The organism is Streptomyces composti (assembly GCF_012034205.1).
Classification (GTDB): domain Bacteria; phylum Actinomycetota; class Actinomycetes; order Streptomycetales; family Streptomycetaceae; genus Streptomyces; species Streptomyces composti.
The window spans coordinates 107853-134759 of the sequence record NZ_JAATEM010000013.1 but is presented as its reverse complement, the minus strand read 5'-3'; the positions used below and the strand labels follow the sequence as shown (position 1 = coordinate 134759).

26 protein-coding genes and 1 pseudogene are annotated in these 26907 nt (G+C 71.1%); 20 read left to right on the top strand and 7 right to left on the bottom strand.

The window, feature by feature from the left end:
• Positions 1-23: 23 nt before the first annotated feature.
• The 4 genes from HCJ93_RS12845 to HCJ93_RS12830 form a co-directional block, all read right to left on the bottom strand.
• The gene (locus HCJ93_RS12845) at positions 24-1733 is read right to left on the bottom strand and encodes a chitinase (protein ID WP_167994392.1); all 1710 of its coding nucleotides are present in this window, start codon (positions 1731-1733) and stop codon (positions 24-26) included.
• 179 nt (positions 1734-1912) lie between these two features.
• A complete protein-coding gene (locus HCJ93_RS12840; RefSeq protein ID WP_167994390.1) occupies positions 1913-2335 on the bottom strand; it encodes a hypothetical protein in 423 nt (140 codons plus the stop codon).
• 2 nt (positions 2336-2337) lie between these two features.
• Positions 2338-2925 (bottom strand): hypothetical protein, encoded by a 588-nt coding sequence (locus tag HCJ93_RS12835; protein WP_167994388.1) that lies wholly within the window; start codon positions 2923-2925, stop codon positions 2338-2340.
• A 19-nt stretch (positions 2926-2944) separates the two neighbouring features.
• Positions 2945-4489, bottom strand: a complete 1545-nt coding sequence (locus tag HCJ93_RS12830; RefSeq protein WP_167994386.1) for a hypothetical protein — start codon at positions 4487-4489, stop codon at positions 2945-2947.
• A gap of 356 nt (positions 4490-4845) precedes the next feature.
• Between HCJ93_RS12830 and HCJ93_RS12825 the strand changes: the two genes are divergently transcribed.
• The 14 genes from HCJ93_RS12825 to HCJ93_RS12755 all read left to right on the top strand — a co-directional run bounded on the left by HCJ93_RS12825 (position 4846) and on the right by HCJ93_RS12755 (position 16824).
• Positions 4846-5676, top strand: a complete 831-nt coding sequence (locus tag HCJ93_RS12825; RefSeq protein ID WP_167994480.1) for a hypothetical protein — start codon at positions 4846-4848, stop codon at positions 5674-5676.
• 63 nt (positions 5677-5739) lie between these two features.
• Positions 5740-6447, top strand: coding sequence for a Flp pilus assembly protein CpaB (cpaB, locus tag HCJ93_RS12820; RefSeq protein ID WP_167994384.1), 708 nt, complete (start codon positions 5740-5742; stop codon positions 6445-6447).
• Between the two features lie 9 nt (positions 6448-6456).
• Positions 6457-7710 (top strand): CpaE/TadZ family protein, encoded by a 1254-nt coding sequence (locus tag HCJ93_RS12815; protein ID WP_167994382.1) that lies wholly within the window; start codon positions 6457-6459, stop codon positions 7708-7710.
• A complete protein-coding gene (locus HCJ93_RS12810; RefSeq protein WP_167994380.1) occupies positions 7707-8117 on the top strand; it encodes a pilus assembly protein in 411 nt (136 codons plus the stop codon). Before HCJ93_RS12815 ends, HCJ93_RS12810 begins: the two co-directional genes overlap by 4 nt.
• A gap of 1 nt (position 8118) precedes the next feature.
• The gene (locus tag HCJ93_RS12805) at positions 8119-8490 is read left to right on the top strand and encodes a TadE/TadG family type IV pilus assembly protein (RefSeq protein ID WP_167994378.1); all 372 of its coding nucleotides are present in this window, start codon (positions 8119-8121) and stop codon (positions 8488-8490) included.
• A 91-nt stretch (positions 8491-8581) separates the two neighbouring features.
• Positions 8582-9919 (top strand): TadA family conjugal transfer-associated ATPase, encoded by a 1338-nt coding sequence (locus tag HCJ93_RS12800; RefSeq protein WP_167994376.1) that lies wholly within the window; start codon positions 8582-8584, stop codon positions 9917-9919.
• An 11-nt stretch (positions 9920-9930) separates the two neighbouring features.
• Positions 9931-10875, top strand: a complete 945-nt coding sequence (locus HCJ93_RS12795; protein ID WP_167994374.1) for a type II secretion system F family protein — start codon at positions 9931-9933, stop codon at positions 10873-10875.
• 13 nt (positions 10876-10888) lie between these two features.
• Positions 10889-11776: a DUF5936 domain-containing protein gene (locus HCJ93_RS12790; RefSeq protein WP_167994372.1), complete on the top strand. Its 888-nt coding sequence runs from the start codon at positions 10889-10891 to the stop codon at positions 11774-11776.
• A gap of 709 nt (positions 11777-12485) precedes the next feature.
• Positions 12486-13703 carry a sensor histidine kinase gene (locus HCJ93_RS12780; protein ID WP_167994479.1) on the top strand — a complete coding sequence of 406 codons (1218 nt, stop codon included), beginning with the start codon at positions 12486-12488 and terminating at the stop codon, positions 13701-13703.
• 35 nt (positions 13704-13738) lie between these two features.
• On the top strand, positions 13739-14605 hold the full coding sequence (locus HCJ93_RS12775) for a response regulator (RefSeq protein ID WP_167994370.1): 867 nt from the start codon (positions 13739-13741) through the stop codon (positions 14603-14605).
• Between the two features lie 162 nt (positions 14606-14767).
• Complete coding sequence (locus HCJ93_RS12770) at positions 14768-14962, top strand: hypothetical protein (protein WP_167994368.1); 195 nt, start codon at positions 14768-14770, stop codon at positions 14960-14962.
• Entirely contained in the window at positions 14959-15561 is a 603-nt protein-coding gene (locus tag HCJ93_RS12765) for a pilus assembly protein TadG-related protein (protein WP_167994366.1), read from the top strand. The genes HCJ93_RS12770 and HCJ93_RS12765 overlap by 4 nt, the downstream gene beginning before the upstream one ends.
• A 34-nt stretch (positions 15562-15595) precedes the next feature.
• Complete coding sequence (locus tag HCJ93_RS12760; protein ID WP_167994365.1) at positions 15596-16168, top strand: hypothetical protein; 573 nt, start codon at positions 15596-15598, stop codon at positions 16166-16168.
• A gap of 8 nt (positions 16169-16176) precedes the next feature.
• Positions 16177-16824 (top strand): OmpA family protein, encoded by a 648-nt coding sequence (locus tag HCJ93_RS12755; RefSeq protein ID WP_167994363.1) that lies wholly within the window; start codon positions 16177-16179, stop codon positions 16822-16824.
• Between the two features lie 60 nt (positions 16825-16884).
• On the opposite strand, the gene HCJ93_RS12750 is transcribed toward HCJ93_RS12755, so the two are convergent.
• Positions 16885-17076 (bottom strand): hypothetical protein, encoded by a 192-nt coding sequence (locus tag HCJ93_RS12750; RefSeq protein WP_167994361.1) that lies wholly within the window; start codon positions 17074-17076, stop codon positions 16885-16887.
• 9 nt (positions 17077-17085) lie between these two features.
• A pseudogene (locus HCJ93_RS12745) lies at positions 17086-17939 on the bottom strand (helix-turn-helix domain-containing protein).
• A 272-nt stretch (positions 17940-18211) separates the two neighbouring features.
• Between HCJ93_RS12745 and HCJ93_RS12740 the strand changes: the two are divergent.
• The 5 genes from HCJ93_RS12740 (at position 18212) to HCJ93_RS12720 (ending at position 24385) form a co-directional block, all read left to right on the top strand.
• The gene (locus tag HCJ93_RS12740; RefSeq protein WP_167994359.1) at positions 18212-18721 is read left to right on the top strand and encodes an ATP-binding protein; all 510 of its coding nucleotides are present in this window, start codon (positions 18212-18214) and stop codon (positions 18719-18721) included.
• Positions 18722-18885: 164 nt separating this feature from the next.
• A complete protein-coding gene (locus tag HCJ93_RS12735) occupies positions 18886-20256 on the top strand; it encodes an FAD-binding protein (protein WP_206317313.1) in 1371 nt (456 codons plus the stop codon).
• A gap of 176 nt (positions 20257-20432) precedes the next feature.
• Positions 20433-23000: a Tox-REase-5 domain-containing protein gene (locus tag HCJ93_RS12730; protein WP_167994357.1), complete on the top strand. Its 2568-nt coding sequence runs from the start codon at positions 20433-20435 to the stop codon at positions 22998-23000.
• Between the two features lie 126 nt (positions 23001-23126).
• Positions 23127-23846, top strand: coding sequence for a hypothetical protein (locus HCJ93_RS12725; protein WP_167994355.1), 720 nt, complete (start codon positions 23127-23129; stop codon positions 23844-23846).
• Entirely contained in the window at positions 23843-24385 is a 543-nt protein-coding gene (locus HCJ93_RS12720) for a hypothetical protein (protein WP_167994353.1), read from the top strand. Before HCJ93_RS12725 ends, HCJ93_RS12720 begins: the two co-directional genes overlap by 4 nt.
• Before the next feature lie 37 nt (positions 24386-24422).
• On the opposite strand, the gene HCJ93_RS12715 is transcribed toward HCJ93_RS12720, so the two are convergent.
• Positions 24423-24851, bottom strand: coding sequence for a DUF192 domain-containing protein (locus HCJ93_RS12715; protein WP_167994351.1), 429 nt, complete (start codon positions 24849-24851; stop codon positions 24423-24425).
• 1040 nt (positions 24852-25891) lie between these two features.
• On the opposite strand from HCJ93_RS12715, the gene HCJ93_RS12710 reads away from it, so the two are divergent.
• On the top strand, positions 25892-26665 hold the full coding sequence (locus HCJ93_RS12710) for an isoprenyl transferase (RefSeq protein WP_167994349.1): 774 nt from the start codon (positions 25892-25894) through the stop codon (positions 26663-26665).
• Positions 26666-26907 lie beyond the last annotated feature (242 nt).

Here is a 26907-nt window from a genome sequence, read left to right as displayed (position 1 = left end):
CCCTCACCCGTCCGGCGACCACCTCACGGCAGCGCGTGCACATGCGGACCGACCGCGTTCGACCAGGCGTTGCCCGCCGTCGCGTCCCAGTTGGTGGACCAGGTCATGGCGCCGCGCAGGCTCGGGTAGGTCTTCGAGGGCTTGAAGGAGCCGCAGTTGGTGCCGCGGGTCAGGCAGTCCAGGGCGGCGTTCACCACCGAGGGTTCCACATAGCCGCTGCCCGCGCCCCGGGTGGAGGCGGGCAGGCCCAGGCCCACCTGGGACGGGTCGAGGCCGCCCTCCAGCTGGATGCAGGCCAGCGCGGTCAGGAAGTCCACCGAGCCCTGGTGGTAGACCTTGCCGTCGCAGCCCAGCATGGAACCGCTGTTGTAGTACTGCATGTTGACGACCGTGAGGATGTCCTTCACGTTCAGCGCGGTCTGGAAGTAGGAGTTGGACGTCGACTGCATGTCGATGGTCTGCGGCGCCATCGTCAGGATCATCGACGGTCCCGCCTTGGCGGACAGCGCGCGCAGCGCCTGTGTCATGTAGGTGGCGTTGAGGCCGTTCTCCAGGTCGATGTCCACGCCGTCGAAGCCGTACTCCTGCATCAGGGCGTAGACGGAGTCGGCGAAGTTGGCCGCGGAGGCCGAGTCGTTCACCGTGACGGTGCCCTTCTCACCGCCCACCGAGATGATGACCTTCTTCCCGGCGGCCTGCTTGGCCCGGATGTCCGCCTTGAACTGGTCGACGGTGTAGCCGTTCAGGCCCGCCGTGTCCAGGTTGAAGGTGACCGCGCCCGGCGTGCCGGTGGCGTCCGCGAAGGCGACCGCGATGATGTCGTACTGGTCGGAGACGTCCGAGATCCGCTGGACCGCGGCGCCGTTGTCGAAGTTCTGCCAGTAGCCCGTCACGGCGTGCCGCGGCAGGTCATCGCCGCCCCCGCTGTCCTGGTCCTTGGTGCGGGCCGTGACCGCCGCCGACTTGGCCGACTCGCCCGCCGCGTTGGTGGCCGCCACCTGGAAGGAGTACGAGGTGGAGGGCTCGAGCCCGGTGATCGTCGCCGAGGTGCCGGTCACCGCCGTCACCTTGGTGCCGTCCCGGTAGACGGTGTAGCCGGTGGCGCCCGGGACCGCGTTCCACGACAGGGACACGGAGTCCGTCGTCGTGCCGGAGACGCTCAGCCCGCCCGGCGTGCCCGGGACGGTCGGCTCCGGGTCACCGCCGCCGCCCCCGTCCGGCCCGAACACCGACAGGTCGTCGACGTAGTAGGGCTGCTGGCCGTACCAGCCGTGGGTGTAGACCGTCACCGAGGTGGTGGAGGACCCGGTGGTGAAGGAGGTCGTCAGCTGCTTCCAGCTGCCGGAGTCCGGTGTCCAGGCCGACACGTCCGTGGTTCCGGTGCCGGTCACGCCCAGGTAGGCATAGCCGCCCTGCACCCAGGCGCTCAGCTGGTAGGTCGAGTCGGGCCGCACGGCCACGGTCTGGCTGCACCGCGCGTTGTCCTGCCCGGAGGGCGTCGCCTTGAGCGCGGCGGTGCCGCCGTGCACGGGGGAGGAGACGGTCGTCCCGCTGCCGGCGGAGCAGGTCCAGTCGCTCAGGCCCGACTCGAAGCCGGCGTTCTTGGCGTTGTTGACGTCGGCCGCGGACGCCGGATTCGCGTCCAGGCCCGTGAAGGAGAGAGCGAGCGCGGCCGTGACGGCCGCCGCCCACACCCGCCTGCGTCGTCCGAACCGTCTGTGTACGAGGTCCACAAAGGCCTCCGGTGGGGAGTGGGGAAGGGGAGCGGTGGCCATCGCTGCACCCAAGTTGGTCCAGACCAATTGAGGGTGTCAAGTGGTCGGTACGCGTCAACTCCCCGACGGGCCCGCCTCCGGCGCCGCCCGCGCCCCTGCCGCGACGGCGTGCCGGGCGGCGGGGGCCCGCCCGCTCCCTACCCGCTCTCCTCCTGCCACCGGTCCGCCAGCATCCCCAGGGCGCAGCCCGCCAGCAGCACCCCCGTGGACATCCAGAAGCCCAGGGTTCCGAGGGCGCCGCGTTCGTGATGGAGAACGAGGGAGAGGACGTGGGCGGCGACCGGGACGGCGCAGGCGGCCACCGTGTGCTGCCAGGAGACGTCTCGCCAGGGCTCCGGGTGCATGCGGGCCGCCGCCCAGGTGGACAGCAGCACGCACACCAGGTTGGGCAGGTGGACCAGGCCGAGGGCGGCGCCGAAGGAGCGGACGCCCTCGGGGCCCACCAGGTACTCGTTCACCAGTGACGCCTGGAGCACCTCCGTCGCCACCAGGACGATCACTCCGGCCGCCCAGGCCCGTATGAACGCCGGGGCGGGCCTGACCGGTGCGTCGACGGCCATCGCTACCGCACCTCCACCGAGTCGACGATCCGCTTCAGGTCGGCGTCCGCGAGCTTGCCGCGCTGCGCGTCGATGCGGATCGCGAAGGTCTCCTGCTCGGAGTCCAGCCCGGTGAGGATGACGCCGTCCACCGTGGCGCCCTTGGCCGGACCGCCGCCCTCGCCGGTCGCCTCGAAGGTGAAGTCGATGCGCCGGGCGTCGTCCGTGCCGGACAGCTCGACCTCGTCGGTGCCCTTGACATCGGCGCCCAGCTGGATGCCGGCCTCCGCGGCGATGGCCGCCTGCTCGGCGTTGTTCGCCCTGGTGAAGTCCAGCTGCACGGTGATCAGGGCGACGGTGCGGCCGTCCGCGCGGAGTTCGGCGGCGGCGGCGTTGTGCTTGCTGCGCCGGGAGTCGTCCTGTTCGCGGAAGCCCGGCGGACAGGCGACCGAGACACGCGGGGTCTCAAGGGTCCGCCAGCCGTCCGGGACCTCGGCGGAGGCGGACGAGGACGAGTCGTTGCCGCAGGCGGTCAGCAGCAGGGCGAGAAGACCGGCCGCGGCACAGGAGCGGCCGAGCAGGGTGCGGCCGGGTGTCGAGAGTGAGGGCATGTGGGGGCTCCTTGTCCGGTCAGTTCGCACAGTAGCTGTAGGGAACGTAGGAGCGGCGGTCCCCGCGGGGTGCGCCGAGGAACTCCGCGTCGGTCAGGGTCTCCTTCTTGTGCTCGGTGCTGACCGTCATCCCGAGGCTGAGTCCGAGGTTCAGCTCGAAGCCGTACTCGGCGGCGTTCACCTCACCGGTGTACGTCATCCGGCTGGAGCGCCCCTTGTCGAACACCAGCTGCCCGAAGGGGTCGTCGGCGCCGGGCCGCTTGTCCGGGGTGAAGCCGTCCGAGCCGAACATGTACCGGAACGGCGCCCCCACCTGCTCGTTCGTGCCGTCCAGCCACTGCTCGGCGATCGCCCGGTCACGGTCGCCCGCCTTGCCCGGGTCGAAGGAGACGGAGGTGGTGACGATCTCGATGCCGGTGCTGGAGTCGGTGCCCTTGGCCCCGACGCTGCCGCCCCGCTTGTCGTCGCCCTCCTTGCCGTTGTCGCCGCCCACCTTGGCGCCGTCCCGCTGCCCGCCCCGCTCCACGGTGCGGGTCATGTCGATGCGGACCAGCTTGCCGGTCTTCTTGTCGTAGGTGACGGTGACCGTGCCGGTCTGCGTGGTGTTCGCCGAGTACTCGCCGCTGATCGGGCCGGCCTCGTAGCCGACCTTGGTGCCGTACTCGATGGACGAGGAGTAGGTGTACGACTTGGTGCCCTTGTAGGCGTTGTCGGTCCAGGTGATCTCGGGGGAGTACTTGAAGTTGCCGCCGAGTGCCGCGCTCAGCTTGCGCTCGTCACCCGCGGACAGCTTCAGACCGGCCGACGCGGAGGCGTCCAGGCCCACCTTGCCGTAGGTGATCTGCCGGTTGCTGCCGAGGTTCGCCTCGACCCGCTCCCTGGTCTCCTCCTCGTCCTTCAGCGGACCGGTGCCGAAGAGATAGAGGATGCCGTCGCCGAGGCTGGCCTCGCCGCCGCCGGGCATGGTCCGCCGCATCTCGTACATCTGCAGCTTCTCCACGTCCTCGCGGAACCGCTCCGCCTCCTCCGCGCTCTCGAACACCCAGGTGTCGCCGTTGGTGACCTTGATGCCGGCGCCCAGTTCCACCGTGTCGGTGCCGAAGCGTCCCACCTTCATGCCGGGCTTGAAGTCCTTCTTCGCGGCGACCGAGGCGGCGTCGGTGAACGTCAGGTACACCAGCTGGTCCTTGTCGTCGACCTTGCCGTCGCCGTTGACGTCGTTCTTCGCCTGCAGCCGCTGCTCCTGGAAGCCGTACTCCTGGCCGATCTCGAAGAAGAGAATCTTCGCCTTCGAGCCTGCTTTGTCCGTCACGGACGACACCTGACACAATGTCGGCTCGAAATCGGCGTCGGTGAGCGGCTTTTCTGCCGTGTTGTCCCCCGAGCCGCAGTTCCCGCCACCGGTCACCCGGCACACCAGCGCGGCGATCTCGTCATGGATCAGCTGCCCCACGCCGGTCGCCGACACCGCCAGCACGATCGCCACGGTCACCACGATCATCCCGAGGTACTCGGTCCCGGTGGCCCCGCGATCGCCCCAATTGGCCCGTTCTGAACGGTTCATCCGCCTCGCCCCCTCTCCCGTGTCCTCGGTGCTGGGCGAGCGTAAGGAGGACGGCGGGTGGGAAGCGTGGGCCCCGGGGCCCAAAGCGGGGCCCACCGTCGAGCCGCTGCGTTCGGGATCGTCCCCCGAGGGTCCGAACCGGACCGGCGAGATGCTCAACCTGCCCCGTTTTGACGCACCTTGTGCGTGAGGCAGTTGCTGTTCAGCTACACAATCGCTGTTCTACGGTCACAGGGCCGTGGATACAGTTCTGAGGTAGTCACGCAGCGAAGTCATCAGGGTGCTTGGGCGTCACGCCCGGTGCACCGAGGGCAAGGGAAGAAAACGGGGAGCTGCGCGTGCCAACTGCCATTGCCGTGACCAGCGCCGACATGGTGCTGCCACCGCAGGACGACCGGACGCTGCCTGCCGTGGTGCTCAAGGACATCGACACCCGGCCGCTGGAGCAGGCACTGACCGAGCTGCAGCTGCTGGTCGAGCAGGCGGGGCACGTCATCGTCGTCTGCTCCCGGGCCACGCCCACCGCCGTCCAGCGGAGGCTGCACACCCTGCGCTCGCTGCTGGAGAGCGACCGCATCGCCCTGTTCACCCCGGACCTGCCGCCGCTGGGGCTCGCCGCCCTGGTCCGCCAGCTGCGCCAGCTCGCCTCCTGCGACCTCGGCCCCGGCGTGCTCGCCTCGGCCGGGCGGCTGCTCGTCCACTACATCCACTCCGGGGCGCTGCTCGCCTCGGTCGCCCGGCTCGACCGGGTCCCCGTGGATCTGAAGCAGCACGCCAGATCCTGGGTCCCCGGCAGCCAGTTCGCCGTCCTCGCCCACCCCCAGCCGCAACTGGTCCGCCTCGGGCCGGAGGCCAAGCTGGACGGGCCCGAATTCGGCACCTGGATGCTGGTCGCCAAGGGTCAGCTCCAGTCGGACTGGGTGACCTCGACCCTCGCCCCGTCCTGGAACGTGCAGGGGCTGCGCGAGACGCCGCTGCCCGCCGAGTCCCCGGGCTGGTGGGGCACCGGCAAGCTCATCGAGTTCTGCACCTATCTGCCCGACCTGTCCGTCCTCTACCAACTGGTCACGTCCGTCCGGCGCGGCGCCTGTCACTGGTGCGGCATCGAGGTCATCGGCGACCGCTGCGTCTTCTGCTCCGCCACACCACCCGTCCCCGAAGGGCATCCGCTCGCCCAGCGGGCCTGAGCGTCCGCCCGCGACACCCACCGATTCCGCTCGACCGATATCCCCAATGAGGTTGTACGGTTCATGAACTCCCGTCAGCGCCGCGGCGTGATACTCCTGATCCTGTCGGTCCTGTGCGCCCTCGGCGCCTTCGCCGGCGTGCTCTCCGTCATCAGCGACGTGAAGTCCAAGGTCGGCCCCGAGGTCACCGCCTACCGGCTGAAATCCGACGTCCCGCCCTACACCGCGCTCAACACGGGCCAGTTCGAGAAGATCAAGATGCCCGAGCGCTGGCTGTCCGACAACGCGGTCACCGACCTCGGCGACATCGAGGGCAAGATCGCCGTCACCACGCTCCAGAAGGGCTCCCTGCTGCAGAGCGACATGATCGTGGACCAGCCCGCTCTGCAGCCCGGGCAGCAAGAGGTCGCCATCATGATCGATGCGGCGACCGGCGTCGCCGGCAAGATCACGCCGGGTTCGACGGTCAACGTCTACGCCACCTTCGACGGAGAGCGTGAGGGTGACCCCGCTCAGTCCAAGATCATCGTAACCAATGCCAAGGTCCTCGACGTCGGCAGGCTCACCCCGCTGAAGCCCGACGAGAACGACCGCGGCCGGCGGTCCACCGACGCCGTCCCGATCACCTTCGCGCTGTCCACCATCGACGCCCAGCGCATCACCTACGCGGAGTCGTTCGCCCAGCGGGTCCGGCTCGCCCTGGTCGCCCCCGGCAGCGACACCACCGTCCCCGACTCGCAGCGGACGTACGAACTCGCGAAGGACAAGTGAGAGGCCCGCATGTCCACCAGGATCCTCCCGGCAGTCGGCGACGCGGACGCCATCCGGTCCATCACCACCCTGCTCAGCCAGCTCCCGGACGCCGAGCCGGTGGCCCCGGTGGTCGACTCCACACAGCTCATCGACACCCTGGCGCGCCTGGCCGCCGAGTCCGTCGACGAGCTGCCCGAGGTCGTGGTGGTGCACGAACGGATCGGCCCCGTCCCGGCGCTGGAGCTGATCCGCGAGGTCGCCCTGCGCTTCCCCGCAGTCGGCGTCATCCTCGTCACCTCCGACGCCAGTCCCGGCCTCTTCCAGGCCGCCATGGACTACGGCGCCCGCGGCCTGGTGGCCCTGCCGCTGAGCTACGAGGAGCTCGCCAGCCGCGTCCAGGCCGTCGCCCAGTGGTCCATCGGCGTACGGCGTCATCTGGGCACCGGCGGCGACGTCTTCACCGGCGTCGGCGGCACCGTCGTCACCGTCTGCGGCGCCAAGGGCGGGGTGGGCACCACGCTCACCGCCATTCAGCTCGCCCTGGCCGCCCAGGCGTCCGGCCGGGCCACCGCCCTGGTCGACATGGACCTGCAGTCCGGCGACATCGCGTCCTTCCTGGACGTGCAGTTCCGCCGCTCGGTCGTCGACCTCGCCGCGGTCACCGACATCTCCCCGCGGGTCCTCGCCGACGCCGTCTTCCGCCACGACACCGGCGTCGCCCTGCTGCTCGCCCCCGCCGAGGGCGAACGCGGCGAGGACGTCACCGACCGCGCCACCCGCCAGATCATCAGCGCCCTGCGCTCCCGCTACGAGGTCGTGGTCGTCGACTGCGGCGCCCAGCTCAGCGGCGCCGGGGCGGCCGCGGTGGAGATGGCCGACACCGCCCTGCTGGTCACCACCCCGGACGTGATCGCCGTGCGCGGCGCCAAGCGGGCGGTGCGCATGTGGGACCGGCTCCAGATCCGCAAGGCGGAGGAGACCACGATCGTCGTCAACCGTCACTCGCGGGCCACGGAGATCCAGCCGCCGCTGATCCAGAAGATCACCGGCACCTCGGTGGCCGCGACGACGGTTCCCGCGCACTACAAGGAACTGCAGTCCGTCGTGGACGCCGGCCGCGTCCACGAACTCGAGGCCAAGAGCACGGTGAAGCAGGCCCTGTGGGGGCTGGCCGGTGAACTCGGCCTGGTCAAGAGCGCCGAGGGCGCCCCCAAGGCGGGCCGGTCGCGCGGCGACCGGGGAGCGGTCAGCTTCCGGCGCCGGAAGGAGGCAGGGGGATGAGAACACGGTCAGGACGGCCCGTGGCAGGGCACATACGGCACCGCGACCGGGGCCAGGTCACCGTCGAGTTCCTCGGCATGACACCGACCATCCTGATCACGCTGGTGGTCCTGTGGCAGCTGGTACTGGTGGGGTACACCTTCACCCTCGCGGGGAATGCTGCCGACGAGGCGGTACGGGCGGGCACGGCCACGGAGCCGGGCGGACGCCAGGGCGCCTGCGAGGAGGCCGGGCTGGACAAGCTGCCCGACGCGTGGAAGGGGGCCGCGACGGTGAACTGCGCCACGGGGGACGGCATGGTCACCGCCGACGTGCAGCTGAACGTCCCCATTCTCTTCCCCGGCACCGCCGACTTCCCCTTCGAGGTCAACGGCCACGCCGGCGCGGTCGAGGAGGAGCTGGGCTGACATGCCGTACGACACGCCGCACGAGCACCGCACCCGCAGGGACCGGGGGCAGGTGGCCCTGGAGTACCTCGGCTTCATCCCGATCCTGATCATCGTCGCGATGGCCGCCGTACAACTCGGCCTGATCGCCTACACCGCCCAGCAGGCCGGCACCGCCGCCCGCGCCGGGGCGCGCAGCGCCTCCCTCGACCAGGGCGCGGGACCCGCCTGCGCCGACGCCGTCAGCTCCTGGCTGGCCGACGGCACCCACTGCGCCGAGGCGAGGGGCGGGGACGAGGTCACCGTCACGGCGACGGTCCGGATTCCCTCGATCGTGCCGGGCTGGGACTTCGACCCGGCCGTCAAGACCGCCACCATGCCCGTCGACCGCTGACCCGGTCACGGACGCGAGGAGCACCCGCCGGGACGACGCGAAGAGCACACCAGCAGGACACGCGGAACGAAGAACGAGGAGCACGGGACTCATGAGCCTGCGGGCACGCATCAACTCCCCCGAGGAGAACGGAAGCCGGGGCGAGGACGGCCACCTGGTCGCCTCCTACCGAGCCAAGCTCCTCGAGGAGATCGACCTCGCGGAGATGAGTTCGCTGGCCGCCGCCGAGCGCCGGGTCCGGCTGGAGCGCGTCCTCGGGCACATCATCAGCCGCGAGGGCCCGGTCCTGTCGACCGTCGAGCGCTCCCAGCTGATCCGCCGGGTCGTCGACGAGGCCCTCGGCCTCGGCATCCTGGAGCCGCTCCTCGAGGACGCCTCCATCACCGAGATCATGGTCAACGGGCCCGACGCCATCTTCGTCGAGCGCGGCGGCCGGGTCGAGCAGCTGCCGCTGCGGTTCGCCTCCAACGACCAGCTGATGCAGACCATCGAGCGCATCGTCTCCACCGTCAACCGGCGCGTGGACGAGTCCAACCCGATGGTCGACGCCCGGCTGCCCTCCGGCGAGCGCGTCAACGTCATCATCCCGCCGCTCTCCCTGACCGGCGCCACCCTCACCATCCGCCGCTTCCCGCGCTCCTTCACCCTCCAGGAGCTCATCGGCCTCGGCTCGCTCGACGAGCACATGCTGCACCTGCTCTCCGGTCTGGTGCAGGCCCGCTTCAACGTGATCGTCTCCGGTGCCACCGGCACCGGAAAGACCACCCTCCTCAACGCCCTCTCCGGTCTGATCCCCGAGGGCGAACGCATCATCACCATCGAGGACTCCGCCGAACTCCAGCTCCAGCAGCCGCACGTCATCCGCCTGGAGTCCCGCCCGCCGAACGTCGAGGGCAAGGGCCAGGTCACCATCCGCGACCTGGTCCGCAACTCCCTGCGCATGCGGCCCGACCGCATCGTCGTCGGTGAGGTCCGCGGCGGCGAGTCCCTGGACATGCTCCAGGCCATGTCCACCGGCCACGACGGCTCGCTCGCCACCGTCCACGCCAACAGCGCCGAGGACGCGCTGATGCGCCTGCAGACCCTCGCCTCCATGTCGGACGTGGAGATCCCGTTCGTCGCCCTGCACGACCAGATCAACAGCGCCGTCGACGTCATCGTCCAGCTCACCCGCTTCGCCGACGGCGCCCGCCGCATCACCGAGATCGCCATCCTCGACAGCCACGGCGGCGAGCCCTACCGGCTGGCCACCGTCGCCCGCTTCAACGCCCAGCCCATGGCCGCCGACGGCCGCGTCTACGGCCAGTTCGAGTACTTCCCGCTCCCGCGCCGCACCGCCGACCGCCTCTACATGGCGAGCCAGCCCGTTCCCCAGGCCTTCGGCGTCGCCCAGAGCGCCGAACAGCTCGCCACCCGAGAAGCCAGGTAGGACCACTCCCCATGGAACTGCAGAACCTGATCACGCTGACCACCGGCATCACCCTGCTGACCTGCGTCCTCGCGGTCGTCGGCGTGCACTCGTACGCCATGGGCAGGGCCCAGCGGCAGGCACTGGTGGACCGGCTCAGCGCCACCGGTCAGATACCGGTCGTCGGCCGCCGGCGCCACTTCATCGCCCTCGACCGGAGGCTGCGCCGCACCAGGCTCGGGCGCAAGCTCGAACTCCGCCTGGCCGCCACCGGCCTGGACGTCACCCCCGGTGAGTTCTTCGTCTACATGCTGGCCACGGTCGCCGGCCTGTGGCTCATCGGCCAGGCCACCCTCGCCCCCTTCTTCGGCCCGCTCGCCGGACTCCTCGGCATCTGGGCGGCCCTGCAGTTCCTCAACTGGCAACGCCAGAAACGCATCGAGAAGTTCATCAACCAGCTCCCCGAACTCGCCCGCATCCTGGCCAACGCCACCCAGGCAGGGCTCGCCCTGCGCACCGCCATCGGCATGGCCGCCGAGGAGCTGGAGGCCCCCGCGGGCGAGGAACTGGCCAAGGTCGCCAACCAGCTCGCCGTCGGCGCCTCCATGGACGACGCCCTCGGCGAACTCACCGACCGCCTGCCCTCCCGTGAACTCGTCGTGCTGGTCACCACACTCGTGCTGTCCAACCGGGCCGGCGGCCAGGTGGTCAGCGCCCTGCGCAACCTCACCGAGACCCTGGAGGAACGCAAGGAGACCCGGCGCGAGGTCCGCACCCAGCTCTCCCAGGTGAACATGACCTCCTACGCGGTCCCCGTCCTCGGCGTCGGCTCGCTCTTCCTGATGAACGGCGTCAAGGACGGTGCCCTGGAGCGCATGACCGGCTCACCGGTCGGCCAGATCGCCGTCATCGTCGCCTTCGGCCTCTACGCGGTCGGCTTCTTCCTCATCCGCCGCCTGTCCCGCATCGACGTCTGAGGAGGCCACGATCATGGCTCTGCTGCTCGCGCTGCTGATGGCCCTCGGCGTCTGGGGCATCTTCGCCGGCATCCGCATGTACCGCGCCGAGGCAAGGCTCCCCGGCGACCTGGCCCTCGCCCTGGAGGTCGGCTCCACCCGCACCGGCGCGGTCGACTCCCTGGTCGACCGTCTCGGCATGCGCTATGCCCCCGCCGTGCTGCGCCTGATGGGCCCCAAGCGGGTCGCCAAGTACCGCCGCAAGATCGACCTGGCAGGCAACCCCGGCGGCCTGACCATCGACCGCTACGCCGCCCGCCGCGCCGTCTACGGCGCCCTCGGCGGCGTCGGCTTCCTGGTCTTCCTGATGCGCGGCCAGCTGTTCGTGGCGCTGCTGCTGCTCGCCTTCGGCGCCTTCTGGACCGAGGTCGGCATCTGGTCCGCGATCCGCGTCCGCAAGGACGTCATCGAACGCACCCTGCCGGACTTCCTCGACGTCCTCGCCGTCGTGGTCAGCGCCGGCCTCGGCTTCCGCCAGGCGCTGGACCGGGTCGCCTCCAAGTACGAGGGCCCCTGGGCCGACGAACTGCGCATCACCCTGCGCCAGATGGACCTCGGCATGAGCCGCCGCCAGGCCTTCGCCGAACTGCGGCGGCGCAACGACAGCGAGCAGGTTGCCATGTTCGTGACAGCGCTGCAGCAGGGCGAGGAACTGGGCGCGCCCATCGTGGACACGCTCGTCGCCCTCGCCAAGGACATGCGGCGCACCGACGCCCAGAACGCTCGCCGCAAGGCGGCACGGGCGGTGCCCAAGGCCACCATGATGATCACCACGTTCATGGTCCCGGCCACGATGATCCTGCTCGGCGCCGGCCTGATCCTCGGCTCCGGCACCGACTTCGGCTCCATCACAGGGGAGTAGACGGGGGAGGGGTGACATGACGACGAGGGAAGAGAAGGGCACGTCCGGAGGGACCGGGCTGCTGCGCCGCCGTGCGCGTCCGCCGGAGATCACCACGCCGCCGGCGGGCACGGTCCTCCCACCCCACGTCCGCACGGGCGCCCCCGACATTCCGGTCACCACGGTCACGCCGGCGCTGCCGCCGGGCTGGGAGCCGGTGGGCAGCCAGGGAGGGGCCCAGGCTCCGGCCCGCACCGGGGCCCAGGAACAGGCCCAGGAACAGGCCCAGGAGGAGGCCCGGACGGGGGCCCAGGCCGAGGCGGGGGCCCAGGAGCAGGCCCAGGAGCAGGTTCGGGCGCGGGCCGGGGTGGCTGTGCGCGAGGGCGAGCGGTCCTCGGACGCGCCGCCGCAGCCCGCGGCGCCTGCTGGGCAGAGCGGCAGGGAAGAGACGGGCGGCGACCCGCGCGGGGCCCTCGGCGCACCCGCCCCTGCCCCAGCCACGGCACCTGCTGCCGCAACCGCCCCTGCACCTGCTGCCGCAACCGCCTCTGCCCCCGCGCCCGCTGCTGGGCCCGCGTCTCCTCCTGCCGCACCCGGACAGGGGCAGGCGCCCGCCGGTCCGGTGCAGCCCGCGCGGCCGGCGACGGGCCGGACCGGCGCGCCCGACGTGGACATCCAGGTCAACGCCCTGCAGGCCCTCTGCCGGCAGGTCTTCGGGTTCCGCCTGGCGATGATCGCCCTGGCCGCCCCCTCGGCCCTGCTCAACGCGGGTCCGGGCTGGGGCACCTACCTGGTGGCCATCTCCGTGGTCCTCACCTTCATGGCGTCCTACGTCCTCTTCCGCGACTGGGAACGCTTCGGCCCGCTCCTGCTGCGCCACCCCGTCCTGCTCGCCGCGGACACCCTCTTCGGAGCCCTGCTCCTCGTCTCCGCGGGCCCCGACACCACCCTCGCCTACGTCAGCGTCTGCACACCGCTGCTGGCCGGCCTGGTCTACGGCTGGCGCGGCGCCGCGCTCTTCGCCTCCCTCCAGGGCCTCATCCTGCTCCTCGTGTACGCCACGGTGGAGGACTCCACCGGAGGCCCGGCGGAGACGCTGCTCCTGCCCGGCCTCTGTGTGGTCGCCGGCGCGGTCGGCTCCAGTTTGCGCAACCTGATGCTGCACTTCGGCGAGGCGACCCGCGCCCTCACCACCGTCCAGGCCCGTCTTGCGGTGACCGAGGCGGTCAGTGCCGAGCGTGCCCGCCTGGCCCGGGAGATGCACGACTCCGTCGCCAAGACCCTGCACGGCGTGGCCCTGGCCGCCGACGGCCTGGCCGGCAGCGCCAGCTCCGGCCGCCCGGACCCGGCCCTGATCCGGCAGCAGGCCGAACTGGTCGCCCGCTCGGCCCGCCGCGCCGCCGCCGAGTCCCGCGAACTCCTCGCCGACCTGCGCCGCGAGTCCGACCCGACCCAGGGCACGGACGTCCTCGTGGAACTGGCCGCCCGCACCCGCGACTTCGCCAAGCGCACCGGCCTCGCGGTCACATACCGCCCCACGGGGCAGCACAGCGTCCCGCCGGTCCCGCCCGCGGTGGCCCGCCAGCTCCTCACCATCGCCTCCGAGGCCATGGAGAACGCCCACCGCCACGCGGAACCGACCAAGGTCGAGATCCGGGCCGGCGTCCACGGCGACCTGCTCCGCATCAGCATCTACGACGACGGCCGCGGCCTCCCGCCCGGCACCGACCTCGAACAGCTCCGCCGGGCGGGCCACTTCGGACTCCTCGGCATGGTCGAACGGGCCGCCTCCGTGGGCGCCCGCATCCGCATCGGCCGCGGTTCGCACCCTCGCGGCACGGAGGTCCGCCTGGACCTGCCGCTGGCGGCGCTGACCACCACCATCCAGATTCCGGTGCAGGCGCCGGTGCCGGCCGCTCAGCCGCACGGGGAGGCCCAGCCCCGATGAAGACGTCCCCCACGCCCGGAGAGGAGGCCGCCCCCATGCAGCCACCGCCGAACCCGTTCGAGAACGTCCCGCCCCCCGCCCCGCTGCGGGTGGTCGTGGCCGACGACAACCCGGTGGTCCGCGCCGGCCTGACCGCGTTGCTCTCCGGGCGCGACGACATCACGGTCGTGGCGGAGGTCGCCGACGGACGGCAGGCCTACGACGCGGCGCGCGAGCACCAGCCCGACGTCATCCTGCTGGACGTCCGCATGCCGGGCGTGGACGGCCTGTCCGCTCTGCCGTACCTGGTGGAGCTGGCCCCCGTGATGATGCTGACGTACAGCAGGGAGTCGGAGATCGTCCAGGAGGCCCTGCGCAGAGGTGCGGGCGGCTACCTGGTCCACGGCGAGTTCACCGCCGACCAACTGGTCTCCGCGGTACGGGACATCAAGGAGGGCCGGCCCCATTTCACCCCCACCGCCGCCGGGGCATTGCTGGCGCAACTGCGCGATGGGGGCAATGGGGGCGCGCCCCTGCCGGACGGTTTGGGCTCCACGACCGATGACCCGCGCGTGAGTTCGCCGAATGCGGGCCTTCCGCACATTCCGCAGCCAACTGCTTCGGCAGAAAACCTTTCGCAAGTGCAACCGGTTGTGGCACAGTCGACGTCTAGATGGACGGGCGGCCCTCCGGCCGCTCCGGACAGGTCGAGGTTCCAGCTGAGCGCGAGGGAGGCGGAGATCATGGACCTCATCGCATCGGGCATGAACAACCAGCAGATCGCCGCCACCTGCTTCATCAGCGAGAAGACGGTCAAGAACCACATCAACCGCATCTTCGCCAAGCTCCACAGCACCAGCCGTGCGGAGGCCGCGGCGAAGTGGCTCGGTACGGCACCGGGTTCGGGCCGAGGGGTGGGCTGACGGTCATGCAGATGAAGAACTGGGCCCGCGATTGGGCCCGCGATTGGGCCCTGGGACCCTCTGGCGGGCGGGGTGTCCGGCCGTACGTTTCTGGTGTCGAAAGCGGTACCGCGAAGGAGACGACGGGGGCCGCAACACCAGCGTCAGCCGGAGGGGAACACCATGAGCAACTGGATCAACACGACGGTCGCGTACCTCCAGACCCGCGCCGCCCGCAACGACAAGGGCCAGACCGCGGTGGAGTACCTGGGCATCATCGCGGTGGTCGTGGCGATCGTGCTGGCGATCACGGGGACGGATATCGGCGAGTCGATCTACGAGGCGATCACGGACAGGATCGACGAGGTCACCGGTTGATCCGGCGCCTTCGCCACGGCGACGCAGGGCAGGCCTTCCCCATCTACATCACTGTGGTGGGGGGCCTGCTCTTCCTCGCGTTCGCGTACCTTGCGGTCGGCCAGGCCGCAGCGAATCGGAACGAGGCTCAGACTGCCGCGGATGCGGCAGCTCTGGCAGCGGCCCAGGACCGGCGTGACCAGCTCACCGGCGCCTGGTTGAAGAATCTTCTCGACCCCACCAAGTGGCAGGACATCTTCGACGGCAAGGCGCAGGGAGTGGGACCGTCCTGCTGGCGGGCGCACCAGCTCGCGGCGCAGAACGACGCGACTGTTCTCGAGTGCGTGCCGGAAGGATTCCTGGGCTACACGGTCGAGGTCGAGACGAAGGACACCGTGGGCGACTCCATCGTGCCTGGTACGGAGAACAAAAAGTCGCAGGAATCCGCCACCGCGGTGATCGAGCCTCTCTGCACGTTCAATCTCCTGGGGTGGGAGGAAGACGGGGAGACACTTCCCTTGCTCACTTGCAAGGACCGGCAGTGGAAGCTCGACCCGAAGGATCCCAAGGATCTGCTGCCCAAGCCCGAGGACCTGTTCGACGTCCACCTGGCCGACTGAGAAGCGAACGACGAGTGATGAAGGAAGCAGAGGCATGAGCATGCGGTTCACTACGAAGGCCCGCAGGGGGATGGTCGTGCTGACCGCTGTGGCCGGACTGACCCTGGGCCTGGCTGGTTGCGGTGGAGCGGGGAACGAGGACAAGAAGCCCGAATCCTCCAGCTCAGCCTCCAAAGACGCCGGCAAGAGTCCTCAGGAAGGGCAGGACGAGGTGCTGGCCGAGCTCAAGGGCGAGGACGGATTGATGCTCAAGCTCACCTCTGCCGCTCGGGACGCCGGCGGATTCGTTACGGTGAGTGGTGAAATCAAGAACGAAGGGTCCGACCCCGTGCGTGTACCTATTGAGACGCGCGGAGACGAAACGGAGATCATGCGGCACGGGGCATCGCTAGGCGGCGCCACCCTCGTGGATTCTGCCAACAAGAAGCGCTACTACGTGCTGCGGGATACCGACGGCCGTCCTCTCACGACCACTGACATGCCGCGCATCAAGGCCGGGGCTTCGATTCCCGTCTTCATGCAGTTCCCTGCACCACCAAAGGACGCAAGCGAAGTCACCTTCCAACTGCCGACGTTCGCCAGCGCCACCATCCAGATCTCTGGGTGAGGCCGGCCATGACACGTAACTACACGCGCCCCACGCCATCGCGGCTGGCCCTGACCCTGACCGCGACGACCTTCCTGATCGCCACGAACGTCTACGGCGCAGCGCTCGCCTCCGCCGACGACGGCCCCAGCGTCCCCCCGGGCACCGAGGCCAAGCCCTCCGCTCCCGTGAAGGTGGACGCCAACGATCCGGACCTCAAGCTCCCCGACGGCGCCACGCTCGCCGAGCCCAAGGTTCTCGACATCAAGCAGGTTGTCGAAGACCAAAGCGGTGACGAGCGCCGTGAGGACACCAACACGGACGTGAAGTTCGCCCTTCAGGCGGAGGTGCTGTTCGGCAAGGACAGCGCCAAGCTCAGCTCGAAGGCGAAGTCCCGGATCGCGGAGATCGCCGAGGAGATCAAGGCGCAGAACGCGACGAAGGTCCGCGTCTTCGGCTTCACGGACAACCTGGGGTCCGCCGCCCACGGAGACGTGCTGTCCCGCAAGCGGGCGAACGCCGTGCACGGTGTTCTGGAGGACGAGCTGAACGACTCCGACATCACCTACGAGGTTCGCGGTTACGGCGAGCAGTACCCGATCGCCGACAACTCCACCGAGGCCGGCCGGAAGAAGAACCGCCGGGTGGAGGTCTCCTTCCCGCGCGCCGAGAACTGACCGGAGAACGCCGGGCCGCTCGCCGTCCCGCACGGGCGGGGGTGAGCGGCCCGCGCTCGCTCACAGCAGGTGATCCGCCTTGCCTGCCTTGATGCCGCGGATGAGGGCGCGCAGGGCGTCCCGGCTGTCCTTGAGGGGCGCGTCCTCCTGCCCGGCGAGGGCGATATAGGCGTTGCCGTCGCCGTCGGTACCTATGCGGAAGCAGTTGGCGCCCTCGGCGCAGTACGGCTCTTCCCAGGCGATGTCTTGCATCGGCTCTCCTCACAAGTCGCTGGCGATGCTGCGGATGAAGTCACGTGAGTCCGCCGTCGAGAGTGACACGCGCCCTCCATCCAGTCCAGGTGGGCGCGGTACTTGTCCAGCTGTGACTGCCCGTGCAGGAACTCGGGGCCGTGAGCCGAATCCAGTTCCACGGTGTCGAGCTGGGGGACCACGGCCTCCGCGTACGTCACGGCCTGCCCGGCCCCGGGGAAGGCGCCGGCGCTGAACGGGATGACGCGCACGTCGATGTTCTGCCGCTCGGACAGCTCGCAGAGGTGGTCGAGCTGTGCCCGCATGACCTTCCGGCCGCCGAACTCCACGCGCAGCGCCGCCTCGTGGACGTATCCCACGTAGGTGATCGGATTCTCCCGGTGGAGCACCTGCTGGCGCTGCATACGGTGGGCGACGCGCAGTTCGATCTCTGCGGGTGACAGCGGCGGCAGTGCCGCGGCGAACAGTGTGCGGGCGTAGGCGTCGTTCTGCAGGAGTCCCGGCACGTGCATGGCCAGACCCGCGCGCACCGCCTTGGCGTTCCACTCCAGCTCCGCGATGTCCAGGAGCCCGGCGGGCAGTTGGCCGCGGTACACCTCCCACCACCCGCGCGTGCGGTCGCTGGCCATCTGCACCAGGGCGTCGACGTATGCCTCGTCGCGGCAGTCGTAATTGCAGGCGAGAGTGCGCAGACGCTCGGGGGTGATGGTCCGGACGCCTGCCTCAATGTTGGAGATCTTCGTCCGGTCGATGCCGAGCAGCCCGGCTGCGTACTCCGTGGACAGCTCCGCTGCGAGACGCATCTTGCGCAGCTCCGCGCCCAGTCGCTTCTGGCGCTCGGTGGGCGTCGCCCTCGGTGGCATGTGTCACTTCCTCCCGGTAGCGGCGTCAGTCTGCCCCCTCACGGGGCCACGGTCCACCCACACGAGTGGCAATTGCTCAGATCCAGTGGCACTTTGCCACCGAATTCCTCTACCGTCCGTGACAGGTCGACCGCGAAGCGCTGGACCGGAAGTGCATCGCGCGGCCCGCCCGCACTCTCCTGCCCTGGGAGGGGTGGCGTCCGCGTCAGGGAGACAAGCCACCGGTCCGAACCATCAACCCATCAACGCCCCGCCCTTGAACGGAATGCTCCATGCCTGTTTCCGGCTCCCTCTGTCCGATCGCCGCGCCCGACCGCCCCGACGGCTCGGCGTCCGCCCCGCCCTCTCCCGAAGGCCTCTCCTACAGCCTCACTCTCCCGGCCGCCCCGCACAGTCCATCGATCGCCCGTACGGTGACCCGCGCGGTCCTCACGTCGCACGGTCTGGAGGAGATGGCGGACGCCGCGATCCAGGTGGTCGGCGAACTCACCGCCTGTGCCTACCGGTTAGCGCCGTTCACCGACGCCTACCTCTCCCTCCGCTACCGGGACGACGCCCTGCGCGTGATCGTCTTCGACGCGCATCCGTGTCACACCCACCCCCGTCTGGCCGCCGCCTGCGACGCCCGGCGGCGGGCTGCGCTCCGGCTTCTGGCCTGTGTGGTGAAGAGCTGCTCCGGTGACTGGGGTTTCGGCGACGCGAGAGAGCCGGGCGGCGGCACCCGGATGTGGGCCGTTCTCCCCAGGCGTACCAGCCGTGAGTACGCCGGCTGCCATCCCTGATCCCGCTACGGAGGACAAGCGGAACGGGTTCCACCACTTGGGCTTTTCACGGAACTTCCGATCAGTACGTGATCAGAATGTGCTGAAGCCGCAGTTGTGCCGACATCTGCGGGAAGCCGGCGCGCCCGAGCCCTGCCGCCGCCCCGAGACCGCATGGAGTACGCGTGACGTCTGCCCGTCCCACCGCCCCCGTGACCGTCCCCGGCGCCTTCGACGACGTGCCCGACCTGGACGGCGAACTCCGCTTCGACGCGGCCTCGCTGGCCACCGCGGCGAGTGACTTCGGCGGGCTGATCCGCCAGGAACCCGCCGCGGTGCTCAGACCCGGCTCGCCCGAGGACGTCGCCACGATGGTGCGCTACTGCAGGGAACGCGGACTGCAGGTGGCCGCACGGGGGCAGGGACACTCGACCTACGGGCAGGCCCAGGTTCCGTCCGGTGTCGTCATCGACCTCGGGGCGCTGGACTCCGTCGAGGTGCGGGAGGACGCCGCCGTGGCCGTGGTGCAGGCGGGGGCGCGGTGGAGCGCGCTGGTCCGGGCCTGCCTCGGAAAGGGGCTCACCCCGCCGGCCTTCACCGACTACCTGGAGCTGTCCGTGGGCGGCACGCTGTCCGCCGGCGGTCTGGGCGGGCAGATCGGCCGGCACGGCACCCAGGTCGCCAACGTCCTCGAGCTTCAGGTCGTCACCGGGGAGGGCGAACTGACGACCTGCTCGCCCACCGCGCGGCCCGACCTGTTCCGGGCCGCCCTCGGCGGGCTCGGGCAGTGCGCGATCATCACCCGGGCCGCCCTGCGCCTGGTGCCCGCTCCCCGCTCCGTCCGCTTCTACACGCTGATGTACCCGAGCGTCGCCGCGCTCACCGCGCAGCAGGAGAGACTGATCCGGGAAGCGCGCTTCGACTATCTCATAGGCCAGGTCCTGCGCACCCCGGACGGCTGGGCCTACATGCTGGAGGCCGCCGCCTACGACGCCACCGCCGCCGACGACACCCGGCTCACGGACGACCTCGGAGCTCTCTCCGCGGAGGCTCAGGACATCGGCTACTTCGACTTCCTCAACCGGCTCGCCCCCTTGGTGAAGGAGTTCGAGGCCATGGGGGAGTGGCAGCGGCCCCACCCGTGGTACGACAGCCTGCTTCCCGCCTCCAGCGTCCATCAGGTCGTCACCAGGACGCTCGACGGTCTCGAGGCCGAGGCCCTCGGGCGAAGCGCGGTCATCCTGCTGTACCCCGTGCTGACCGCCAAGTGCACCACCCCGCTCCCGGTGATGCCGGACGGGGAGCTGGTCTACCTCTTCTCCCTCCTGAAGACCGCGTCCGAGGACGCGCACCCGGCCGAGGAGATGGTCGCCGCCAACCGCCGCCAGTACGACGTGACGGTGGAGGCGGGCGGCCGCTGGTACCCGATCGGCTCGGTGCCGCTCACCCGGGACGACTGGGCCCGCCACTTCGGTCCGTTCTGGGACGAGTTCGCCGCCGCCCGGCGGCGCTACGACCCGGACGGCGTCCTCACCCCCGGCCAGCGCATCTTCTGATCGCCCGTTTCCCACCCCTTCGCCCCCTGAGCTTCCGCTTCCCGGCACGGATTTGGGCTCGTCATTGGGCCCACGGGCCCATGCCCTCCCGGGAGTCCCTCCCTAGGCTCGCCGGATGCGCGGCCGCGAAGGCCGCGCTCGAGCACGCCACTTGAGGGTCCGAGGGGGGAGTCGGCATGGCGTCGGTCGGGGGGGTCAGCGGAGCCGGCGGGAGCGGCGGCGCAGCGGCGGGCGGTGCGGCGGTGCCGCCCTCCGGATCGTCCGGGGCCTCCGGACGGCGTTCCGCCCTGCCCAGGCCGCTTCTCTTCGCCCTCGTCCTCGTCCACACCCTCTTCGCGGTCACCGTGCTCGGCGGCATCGGCCTGCTGATGACCGCGAGTTCGTACGACGCGGTCGACGGCCGGCTGCTCGCCCAGATCGCGTACGCCGCCGCGCCCGGCACCCTCGGCTGGTGGCTGGCGCGCCGCACGCGGCGCAACGGCGGCCCGCGGACCTGGGCGGCGCTGCTCGCCGTGCAGGGGTGGCTGATCCTCGGGGCGATCGGCAACATCACGGACGGGTCTTCCCGGGGCGCCGTCCAGCTGCTCCTGCCGATCCTGATCGTCTACTTCCTCACCCGGCGGGAGAGCCGCGACTGGTACCGCCTCCCGGAGGGCTCCCGCCCGCCGTACCGCCCCTTCTCCCTGGCCCGGATGATCCGCTGGCGCCGGGACGAGGGGCAGACGGCCGTGGAGTACGCGGGTCTGATCGCGGTGGTCGCCGCCATCATCGCCGCGCTGGTCGTCAGCGGGCTCGGCACACAGATCTTCACCGGCATCCAGGCGCAGATCTGCAAGGTCACCGGTGCCGCCTGCCCCGGCCCGGAGGGCGGCGACGGCACGGTCACCGCCGGGGACGGAAACGGCAACGGCCAGGGGGACGGCAACCGCGGCGGGGACGACCGCGGTGGTGACACCGGCGGTACCGGCGGGAACGGCGGTACCGGCGGCAATGGCGGTGCCGTCGGAGGCAACACCGGCGGCAACAACGGCGGCAACAACGGCAACAACGGTGGCACCGGCGGCAACAACGGTGGCACCGGCGGTGACACGGGCGGCAGCGGCGGCACCGGTGGCGGCACCGGCGGCAACGGAGACACCGGCGGTAACGGCGGCACGGGCAACGGCGACAACGGCGGCACGGGCAACGGCGACGGGAACGGCGACAACGGAACCGGTGACGACGGTGGCCCCGGCGACGATGTGAACCCCGCCGACCCCGTGTCGGACGAGGAGGAGATCGACGAGACGCCGTACGTGGACCCCACCGAGAACAACGGGGACGGCGGCGACGAGGGCGACGACGAAGGCTGCTTCTCCGGCTTCGGTGCCTTCTTCAGCTGCGCCGGCGACCAGATCAAGCAGGTCGGCCAGGGCATCTTCGTCGACGGCCTCTGGGGCGACATCACCGGCGCCTGGGACGTCATCACCAACCCGATCGAGACCGTCGAGGGACTGGCGGACTACGGCAAGTCGCTCGGCGAGGAGTGGTGGAACAACACCGCCGACGCACGCGACAAGTGGGACGACGGCGACTACCTCGGCGCGATCCTGGACTGGGGCGGCGCCTCGCTGGGCACCGGCGGCACCATCCTGTACGACATGTTCATCGGCGACGACGTCGCCGACCAGTGGAACCAGGGCAACGAGACCCGGGCCGTCTCCACCGTCATCTGGAACATCGGCTCCCTGTTCATCCCCGGCTACGGCGAGGCCAAGATCGTCGAGAAGATCGGCAGCCTCGGCCGGCTGACCCGCGTGGTCGACGACGCCGCAGACGCGGCGGCGGACGCGCGCCGCGCCGCCAAGGCCGGTGACATGGACGCCCTGGAGGACGCGGCACGCCGCGCCGACGAGGCCGCCGACGAGGCGGAGGAGGCCGCCCGCAGGACCGGCTGCGCCATCGCCGCCCCGCCCCGCCGGGTGCCGGACGGCGACGGAGCGCCCAACGCCCCGCCGACCGGGCTGAACCCGGGCGGCACGGAGGTCCTCGCCGCCGCGCAGGCCGGCCCGGCGTATGTCATCCGGGCCGAGGAGGGCTGCGACCCGGAGGCCAAGAAGAAGGCCGAGGAGGCACGCAAGCAGGAGCGCGAGGCCTACCTGGCGCGCAAGCGCGCCGAGGAGCCGCAGCGGGCCCAAGAGGCACTGAAGGCTCGCAAGGAGTGGCCGGAGCCGCAGCGCAACGACACCAGCGACCCGCGCAACTACAACCCGCCGGACTGGGCGGCCGACCTGCGCGAGCGCAGGTACGGCGACCCGGACAACGGCGACGGCTTCTGGGCCAGCCGCGACCGCAACCCCCCGCCGAACTGGAAGAACGAGTCCTGGCTGCGCTACCAGGAGCAGGTCACCGGGACCAAGCGCGGATACGAGTACGTCGTCCCGCATCCGGACCCGGACGTGCCGGACGTCGAGTTCGACGGCTGGGACTCCTCGCGCCAGACCTACCTGGAGGCCAAGAACGGCTACAAGAGCTTCCTCGGCGCGGACGGCGAACTCACCCCGTCCGGACGGGAACGGCTGGTCAAGGAGGCCCGCCGCCAGGTCGAGGCGGCCCGGGGCAAGCGCGTCGAGTGGCACTTCTCCAACGAGGACGTCGCCGAGGCAGCCCGGAACGCCTTCGAGGACGAGGGCCTGGACATCGACGTCGTCCACACCAAGCCCAAGGAGACGTCCGGCGGGCGCAACCCCGACCGCTTCGACTGACGGGGCGCGCGCGGCGCGGACGGCGCCGCGCGTCCCGGAGGCGCGGCCTAAGGTGACGTACGGGCCGCCGCGGGCGGACTTCCTACGACGGCACGACGAGGACGACGAGGAAGGGGCAGTACCGAGATGCGACGAGTGGTGCGGGGCTTCTGGGGCCCACGGCAGGAGCCGGCGGAGGCGCTGGCCGCGCGCTGGAGCACGACGCTGACGCGCTTCGCCGAACTGCTTCCCGGCGCCGTCGAGAAGACGGCGGACGACGGCGGCTGGACGTGGCGGACGGCCGACGGCACCACCGTCCGCGCGGATGAGAAGCCGCTCCTCGAGGCCCTCCGCGCGGCCCAGGCCGCCGACGACTGGTCCGCCGCCGACGGCACCTCGCTGCGGCTGCTCGCCGCCGACCCGGCACCCGGCTGGAAACTGGAGATCGCCGGCCTGGCCGGCGGCAGGCCCCAGTACCTGCTCCAGTCCCTGGTGGCCACCATCGTCGCCCCCGACGAGGCCCGCCTGCCCGGCGCCGATCTGCTCACCGTGATCGCCGAAACCTGGCATCCGGACTACGGAGACTTCAGCGACCGCGAGGTGACGGCGGCACTCAAGAAGGAGGCGGGCTTCAAGATCGGCACGCCGTCGGTCGGCTGGGTGGGGTATCTGTCCCCGGCGCGGGCGGACCGGATCCCCGGCGGCCTGGCGGACGCGACCCGCCGGCTGAGCGAGCCGGAGGGCGGCGCCCTGCTGACGATCGCCCAGCCCGGCGACACCGCACCCGTCGTCAGCGCCTACACCGCACTGAAGGCGGCCGGCGCCCTCGACGCCCTGCCCCAGCCCATGGACAGGCCCACCCTGTGACCACCGAGCACGACCGGCCCTTCGACCTGCGGGAAGCCCTCGCGACCGTCGAGGGCGCCCTGTCCGCTCCCGTCCCCGGCTCCGGTCCCGCCGCCCGGGACAGCGACCCGGCGACCGGCGAATGGGCGGGCACCCGGGGCGAGGGGTTCCTGCTCCTCCCGCTGTGGGAGGGGCCCTGGCTGACCGGTGTGTACGGCGCCGACTGGAACGCGGCCGAGGAGCGGGCCGAGGCCCATCTGGCCGCCCTGACCGAGGAACTGGACCAGCGCTGGGGCGCCCACCGCACCGTCTCCCTGCGCGTCCCTCTCTTCCTGACCCGCTCCGGCCCGCGGCCCCCGCTCCCGGAGCCGTACCGCACGCTCGCCGAGCTGGACTACTTCGGAGACCTCACGGTCTGGGGCCCCCTGCGCCCGTCCGGCACCGGCCCCCGCTGGCTCGCCCTGTCCCTCCAGCAGCCCGACGGCGACGCGCCGATGGTGCTCACGGCCCTGATCACCACCCGGCCCCTCGAGGAACTGCCGGACCCCGCGGAGACGTGAGCCGGAGCCCCCGTGCCGGTCCGGCGGTTCCGGACGGTCACCCGGCGGCTCCGGCGGCGTCGGCCGGCCCGCCGGTCCCCGCGCGCCCGGGGGCCCCGCCGGACTCGGTGCCGACCTCCACCTCGGCGCCCGGGGCCAGTCCCCACCCCGCCATCGCCCCGGCCTCCGCCTCCAGGACGTGCCGTGCGCGGAGTCTCGGCAGGCCCAGCCGCCCGGGGCGCATCGTCCGCACGGCGATCACCCTGAGCCGCCGGTCGAGATAGGCGACGTCGATGGGGATTCGCATCCGGAAGGTGTGCACGCTGTTGGCCGGCGTGAGCAGCAGGGCACCCTCCACCGCGTCCCGGCCCAGCAGTCCCTTGGTCCGCGCCCGGTAGGAGGAGGCGATCTCCAGCGGGACCCGCCGTGCCTCACCGCCCTCCGGCTTCACGACCAGCACGCCGAATCCGTCCCGCCAGCGCCCCACGGCACCCTCCTCCACCGCAACCCTGTGAACGACCAGCCCTTACCCTGCCGTCTCAGCCGCGCGACGCAAGCGTTCCCGCTCAACTCCTCCGGCCGGCGCCCGATTTCGTCCCGCGGCGCCCGGTGCCCTGCGGTTCCGCCCTCTTGCGCGTCATGTGCCTCATATGCACCATTCGCCCCTGGGGTTTCCGCATCGTTATCGATCCCGGCTCGCCTTCACGGCCCCCGTTCGCGTAGGTTCAGACCAAGATGATTCGCGCCAGCAAAGCTGCGCGGGAGGCGGTACCGCGCAGTGGAGGGGGCTGCGCGGTGCACGCCCGGGTCAAGCGCGTGCGCCGCGCCCGGGTCACCCGTCGGGGGGACGGCCGGAAGAGTTGTCGCGATCGGTGCCTCACACCGTCACTTCCTTCACGGCATCCCCTCAGTACCCGGTTTTCCGCTGTTTTCCGGCTGATTTCGGCCAGGACGATGTGATGAACGGCGCCTTCCGGGGGCATCGCGGCGTCGCCGACCGATTCCGGAGCGTAGTTGTGCGGCGGCAATGTGCACGGCATCCCTTACGAAGGGTTATGGTGGAAACCCCCCCTCGGGCCGGTCCGTCTCCCCCCCACGGACCGGCCCGTTTTCTTTCCCCGCCTCCGCGCCCCGCTCTCTCCCCTGCCGGGCCGGGGCCGCCACCGCCCTTGGACGCGTCCGCTGCGTCCGCCGGCGCGCGCCCGGCGCCCTCTCCGCCGGAACGGCCCCCGCATCCGCGTCCCGTCCCTCCGGGCACCCCTGGGCACCCCTGGGCGCCCCCGGACACCCCTGGGGACCCCGGACAACCCGTTCGTGCGGCGTACCGGCGCAATCCCCCGGCAGCCCCCGCAGCCCTGACATTCGCCCCCACAGCGGAGGTTGGGGACCCCGGCACCCCCAGGGGTAGGCTTCCGCTCCGGGGACCGCCATACGGACAGGGTCCGACCGCACCCGCACCGGGTCGCAGGCCGCGCAGCGCGGCCGAGGCCACGCCTGTCCGATCCGTACGGAGGGGCTGACGATCACGTGAACCTGCGCGACAAGCTGCGCGGCCTGCTGGTCAGGCTGTACGCGCGCCGGGTGGAAGGCCACCTGGACCACGCTCAGGTGCCCAAGCACATCGGCGTCATCATGGACGGCAACCGACGCTGGGCGAAGGCGGCCGGGTCCACCACCGCGCAGGGCCACCGGGCCGGTGCGGACAAGATCGAGGAGTTCCTCGGCTGGTGCAGCGAGACGGACGTCGAGGTCGTCACCCTGTGGCTGCTGTCGACGGACAACTTCGACCGGCCCAAGGAGGAACTGGTCCCGCTCCTCGGCATCATCGAGGACGTGGTGCGCTCCCTGGCCGCCGACGGCCGCTGGCGGGTCCACCACGTCGGCACCCTCGACCTGCTGCCCGCCGGGATGCAGCGCACCCTCAAGGAGGCCGAGGACGCCACCTCCGACGTCAACGGCATAACGGTCAATGTCGCCATCGGCTACGGCGGACGGCAGGAGATCGCCGACGCCGTGCGCTCCATGCTGCTCGACGCCCACGCCAAGGGCATCTCCATGGAGGAACTCGCCGAGGCCGTCGACATCGACATGATCGGACGTCACCTCTACACCCGCGAGCAGCCCGACCCGGACCTGGTCATCCGCACCAGCGGCGAGCAGCGGCTGTCCGGATTCATGCTCTGGCAGACCGCCCATTCGGAGTACTACTTCTGCGAGGTCTTCTGGCCGGCCTTCCGCAAGGTGGACTTCCTGCGTGCCCTGCGCGACTACGCCGCCCGTCACCGGCGTTACGGCGGCTGACCCCGGCCACTCATTCCCGCCTCCAGCGCCGGCCCCCCCGGGGGCGCTGACCGGCGTACTCGCGGCGCACGTCAGGGGCACAGGACGGCGCACCGGCCCCGGTACCGCCCCCGCGCCCCCACCCGGAGTTCACCGGCGCGCCATCACGCGGACTTGCATGGCAGCGCTTGTTCGAGGGCATAAGCCAGACAGGTCGACACCCGAACCACGGGTGTCGGATCTCAGCGGGCGGCGCGGGTGCC

Excerpts from the sequence above, each read along its gene's own strand:
- HCJ93_RS12840 (WP_167994390.1), bottom strand. The coding sequence starts at position 2,335 with ATGGCCGTCGACGCACCGGTCAGGCCCGCCCCGGCGTTCATACGGGCC.
- HCJ93_RS12835 (WP_167994388.1), bottom strand. The coding sequence starts at position 2,925 with ATGCCCTCACTCTCGACACCCGGCCGCACCCTGCTCGGCCGCTCCTGT.
- HCJ93_RS12830 (WP_167994386.1), bottom strand. The coding sequence starts at position 4,489 with ATGAACCGTTCAGAACGGGCCAATTGGGGCGATCGCGGGGCCACCGGG.
- cpaB (WP_167994384.1), top strand. The coding sequence starts at position 5,740 with ATGAACTCCCGTCAGCGCCGCGGCGTGATACTCCTGATCCTGTCGGTC.
- HCJ93_RS12815 (WP_167994382.1), top strand. The coding sequence starts at position 6,457 with ATGTCCACCAGGATCCTCCCGGCAGTCGGCGACGCGGACGCCATCCGG.
- HCJ93_RS12810 (WP_167994380.1), top strand. The coding sequence starts at position 7,707 with ATGAGAACACGGTCAGGACGGCCCGTGGCAGGGCACATACGGCACCGC.
- HCJ93_RS12805 (WP_167994378.1), top strand. The coding sequence starts at position 8,119 with ATGCCGTACGACACGCCGCACGAGCACCGCACCCGCAGGGACCGGGGG.
- HCJ93_RS12800 (WP_167994376.1), top strand. The coding sequence starts at position 8,582 with ATGAGCCTGCGGGCACGCATCAACTCCCCCGAGGAGAACGGAAGCCGG.
- HCJ93_RS12795 (WP_167994374.1), top strand. The coding sequence starts at position 9,931 with ATGGAACTGCAGAACCTGATCACGCTGACCACCGGCATCACCCTGCTG.
- HCJ93_RS12790 (WP_167994372.1), top strand. The coding sequence starts at position 10,889 with ATGGCTCTGCTGCTCGCGCTGCTGATGGCCCTCGGCGTCTGGGGCATC.
- HCJ93_RS12780 (WP_167994479.1), top strand. The coding sequence starts at position 12,486 with ATGATCGCCCTGGCCGCCCCCTCGGCCCTGCTCAACGCGGGTCCGGGC.
- HCJ93_RS12775 (WP_167994370.1), top strand. The coding sequence starts at position 13,739 with ATGCAGCCACCGCCGAACCCGTTCGAGAACGTCCCGCCCCCCGCCCCG.
- HCJ93_RS12770 (WP_167994368.1), top strand. The coding sequence starts at position 14,768 with ATGAGCAACTGGATCAACACGACGGTCGCGTACCTCCAGACCCGCGCC.
- HCJ93_RS12760 (WP_167994365.1), top strand. The coding sequence starts at position 15,596 with ATGAGCATGCGGTTCACTACGAAGGCCCGCAGGGGGATGGTCGTGCTG.
- HCJ93_RS12755 (WP_167994363.1), top strand. The coding sequence starts at position 16,177 with ATGACACGTAACTACACGCGCCCCACGCCATCGCGGCTGGCCCTGACC.
- HCJ93_RS12750 (WP_167994361.1), bottom strand. The coding sequence starts at position 17,076 with ATGCAAGACATCGCCTGGGAAGAGCCGTACTGCGCCGAGGGCGCCAAC.
- HCJ93_RS12740 (WP_167994359.1), top strand. The coding sequence starts at position 18,212 with ATGCCTGTTTCCGGCTCCCTCTGTCCGATCGCCGCGCCCGACCGCCCC.
- HCJ93_RS12730 (WP_167994357.1), top strand. The coding sequence starts at position 20,433 with ATGGCGTCGGTCGGGGGGGTCAGCGGAGCCGGCGGGAGCGGCGGCGCA.
- HCJ93_RS12725 (WP_167994355.1), top strand. The coding sequence starts at position 23,127 with ATGCGACGAGTGGTGCGGGGCTTCTGGGGCCCACGGCAGGAGCCGGCG.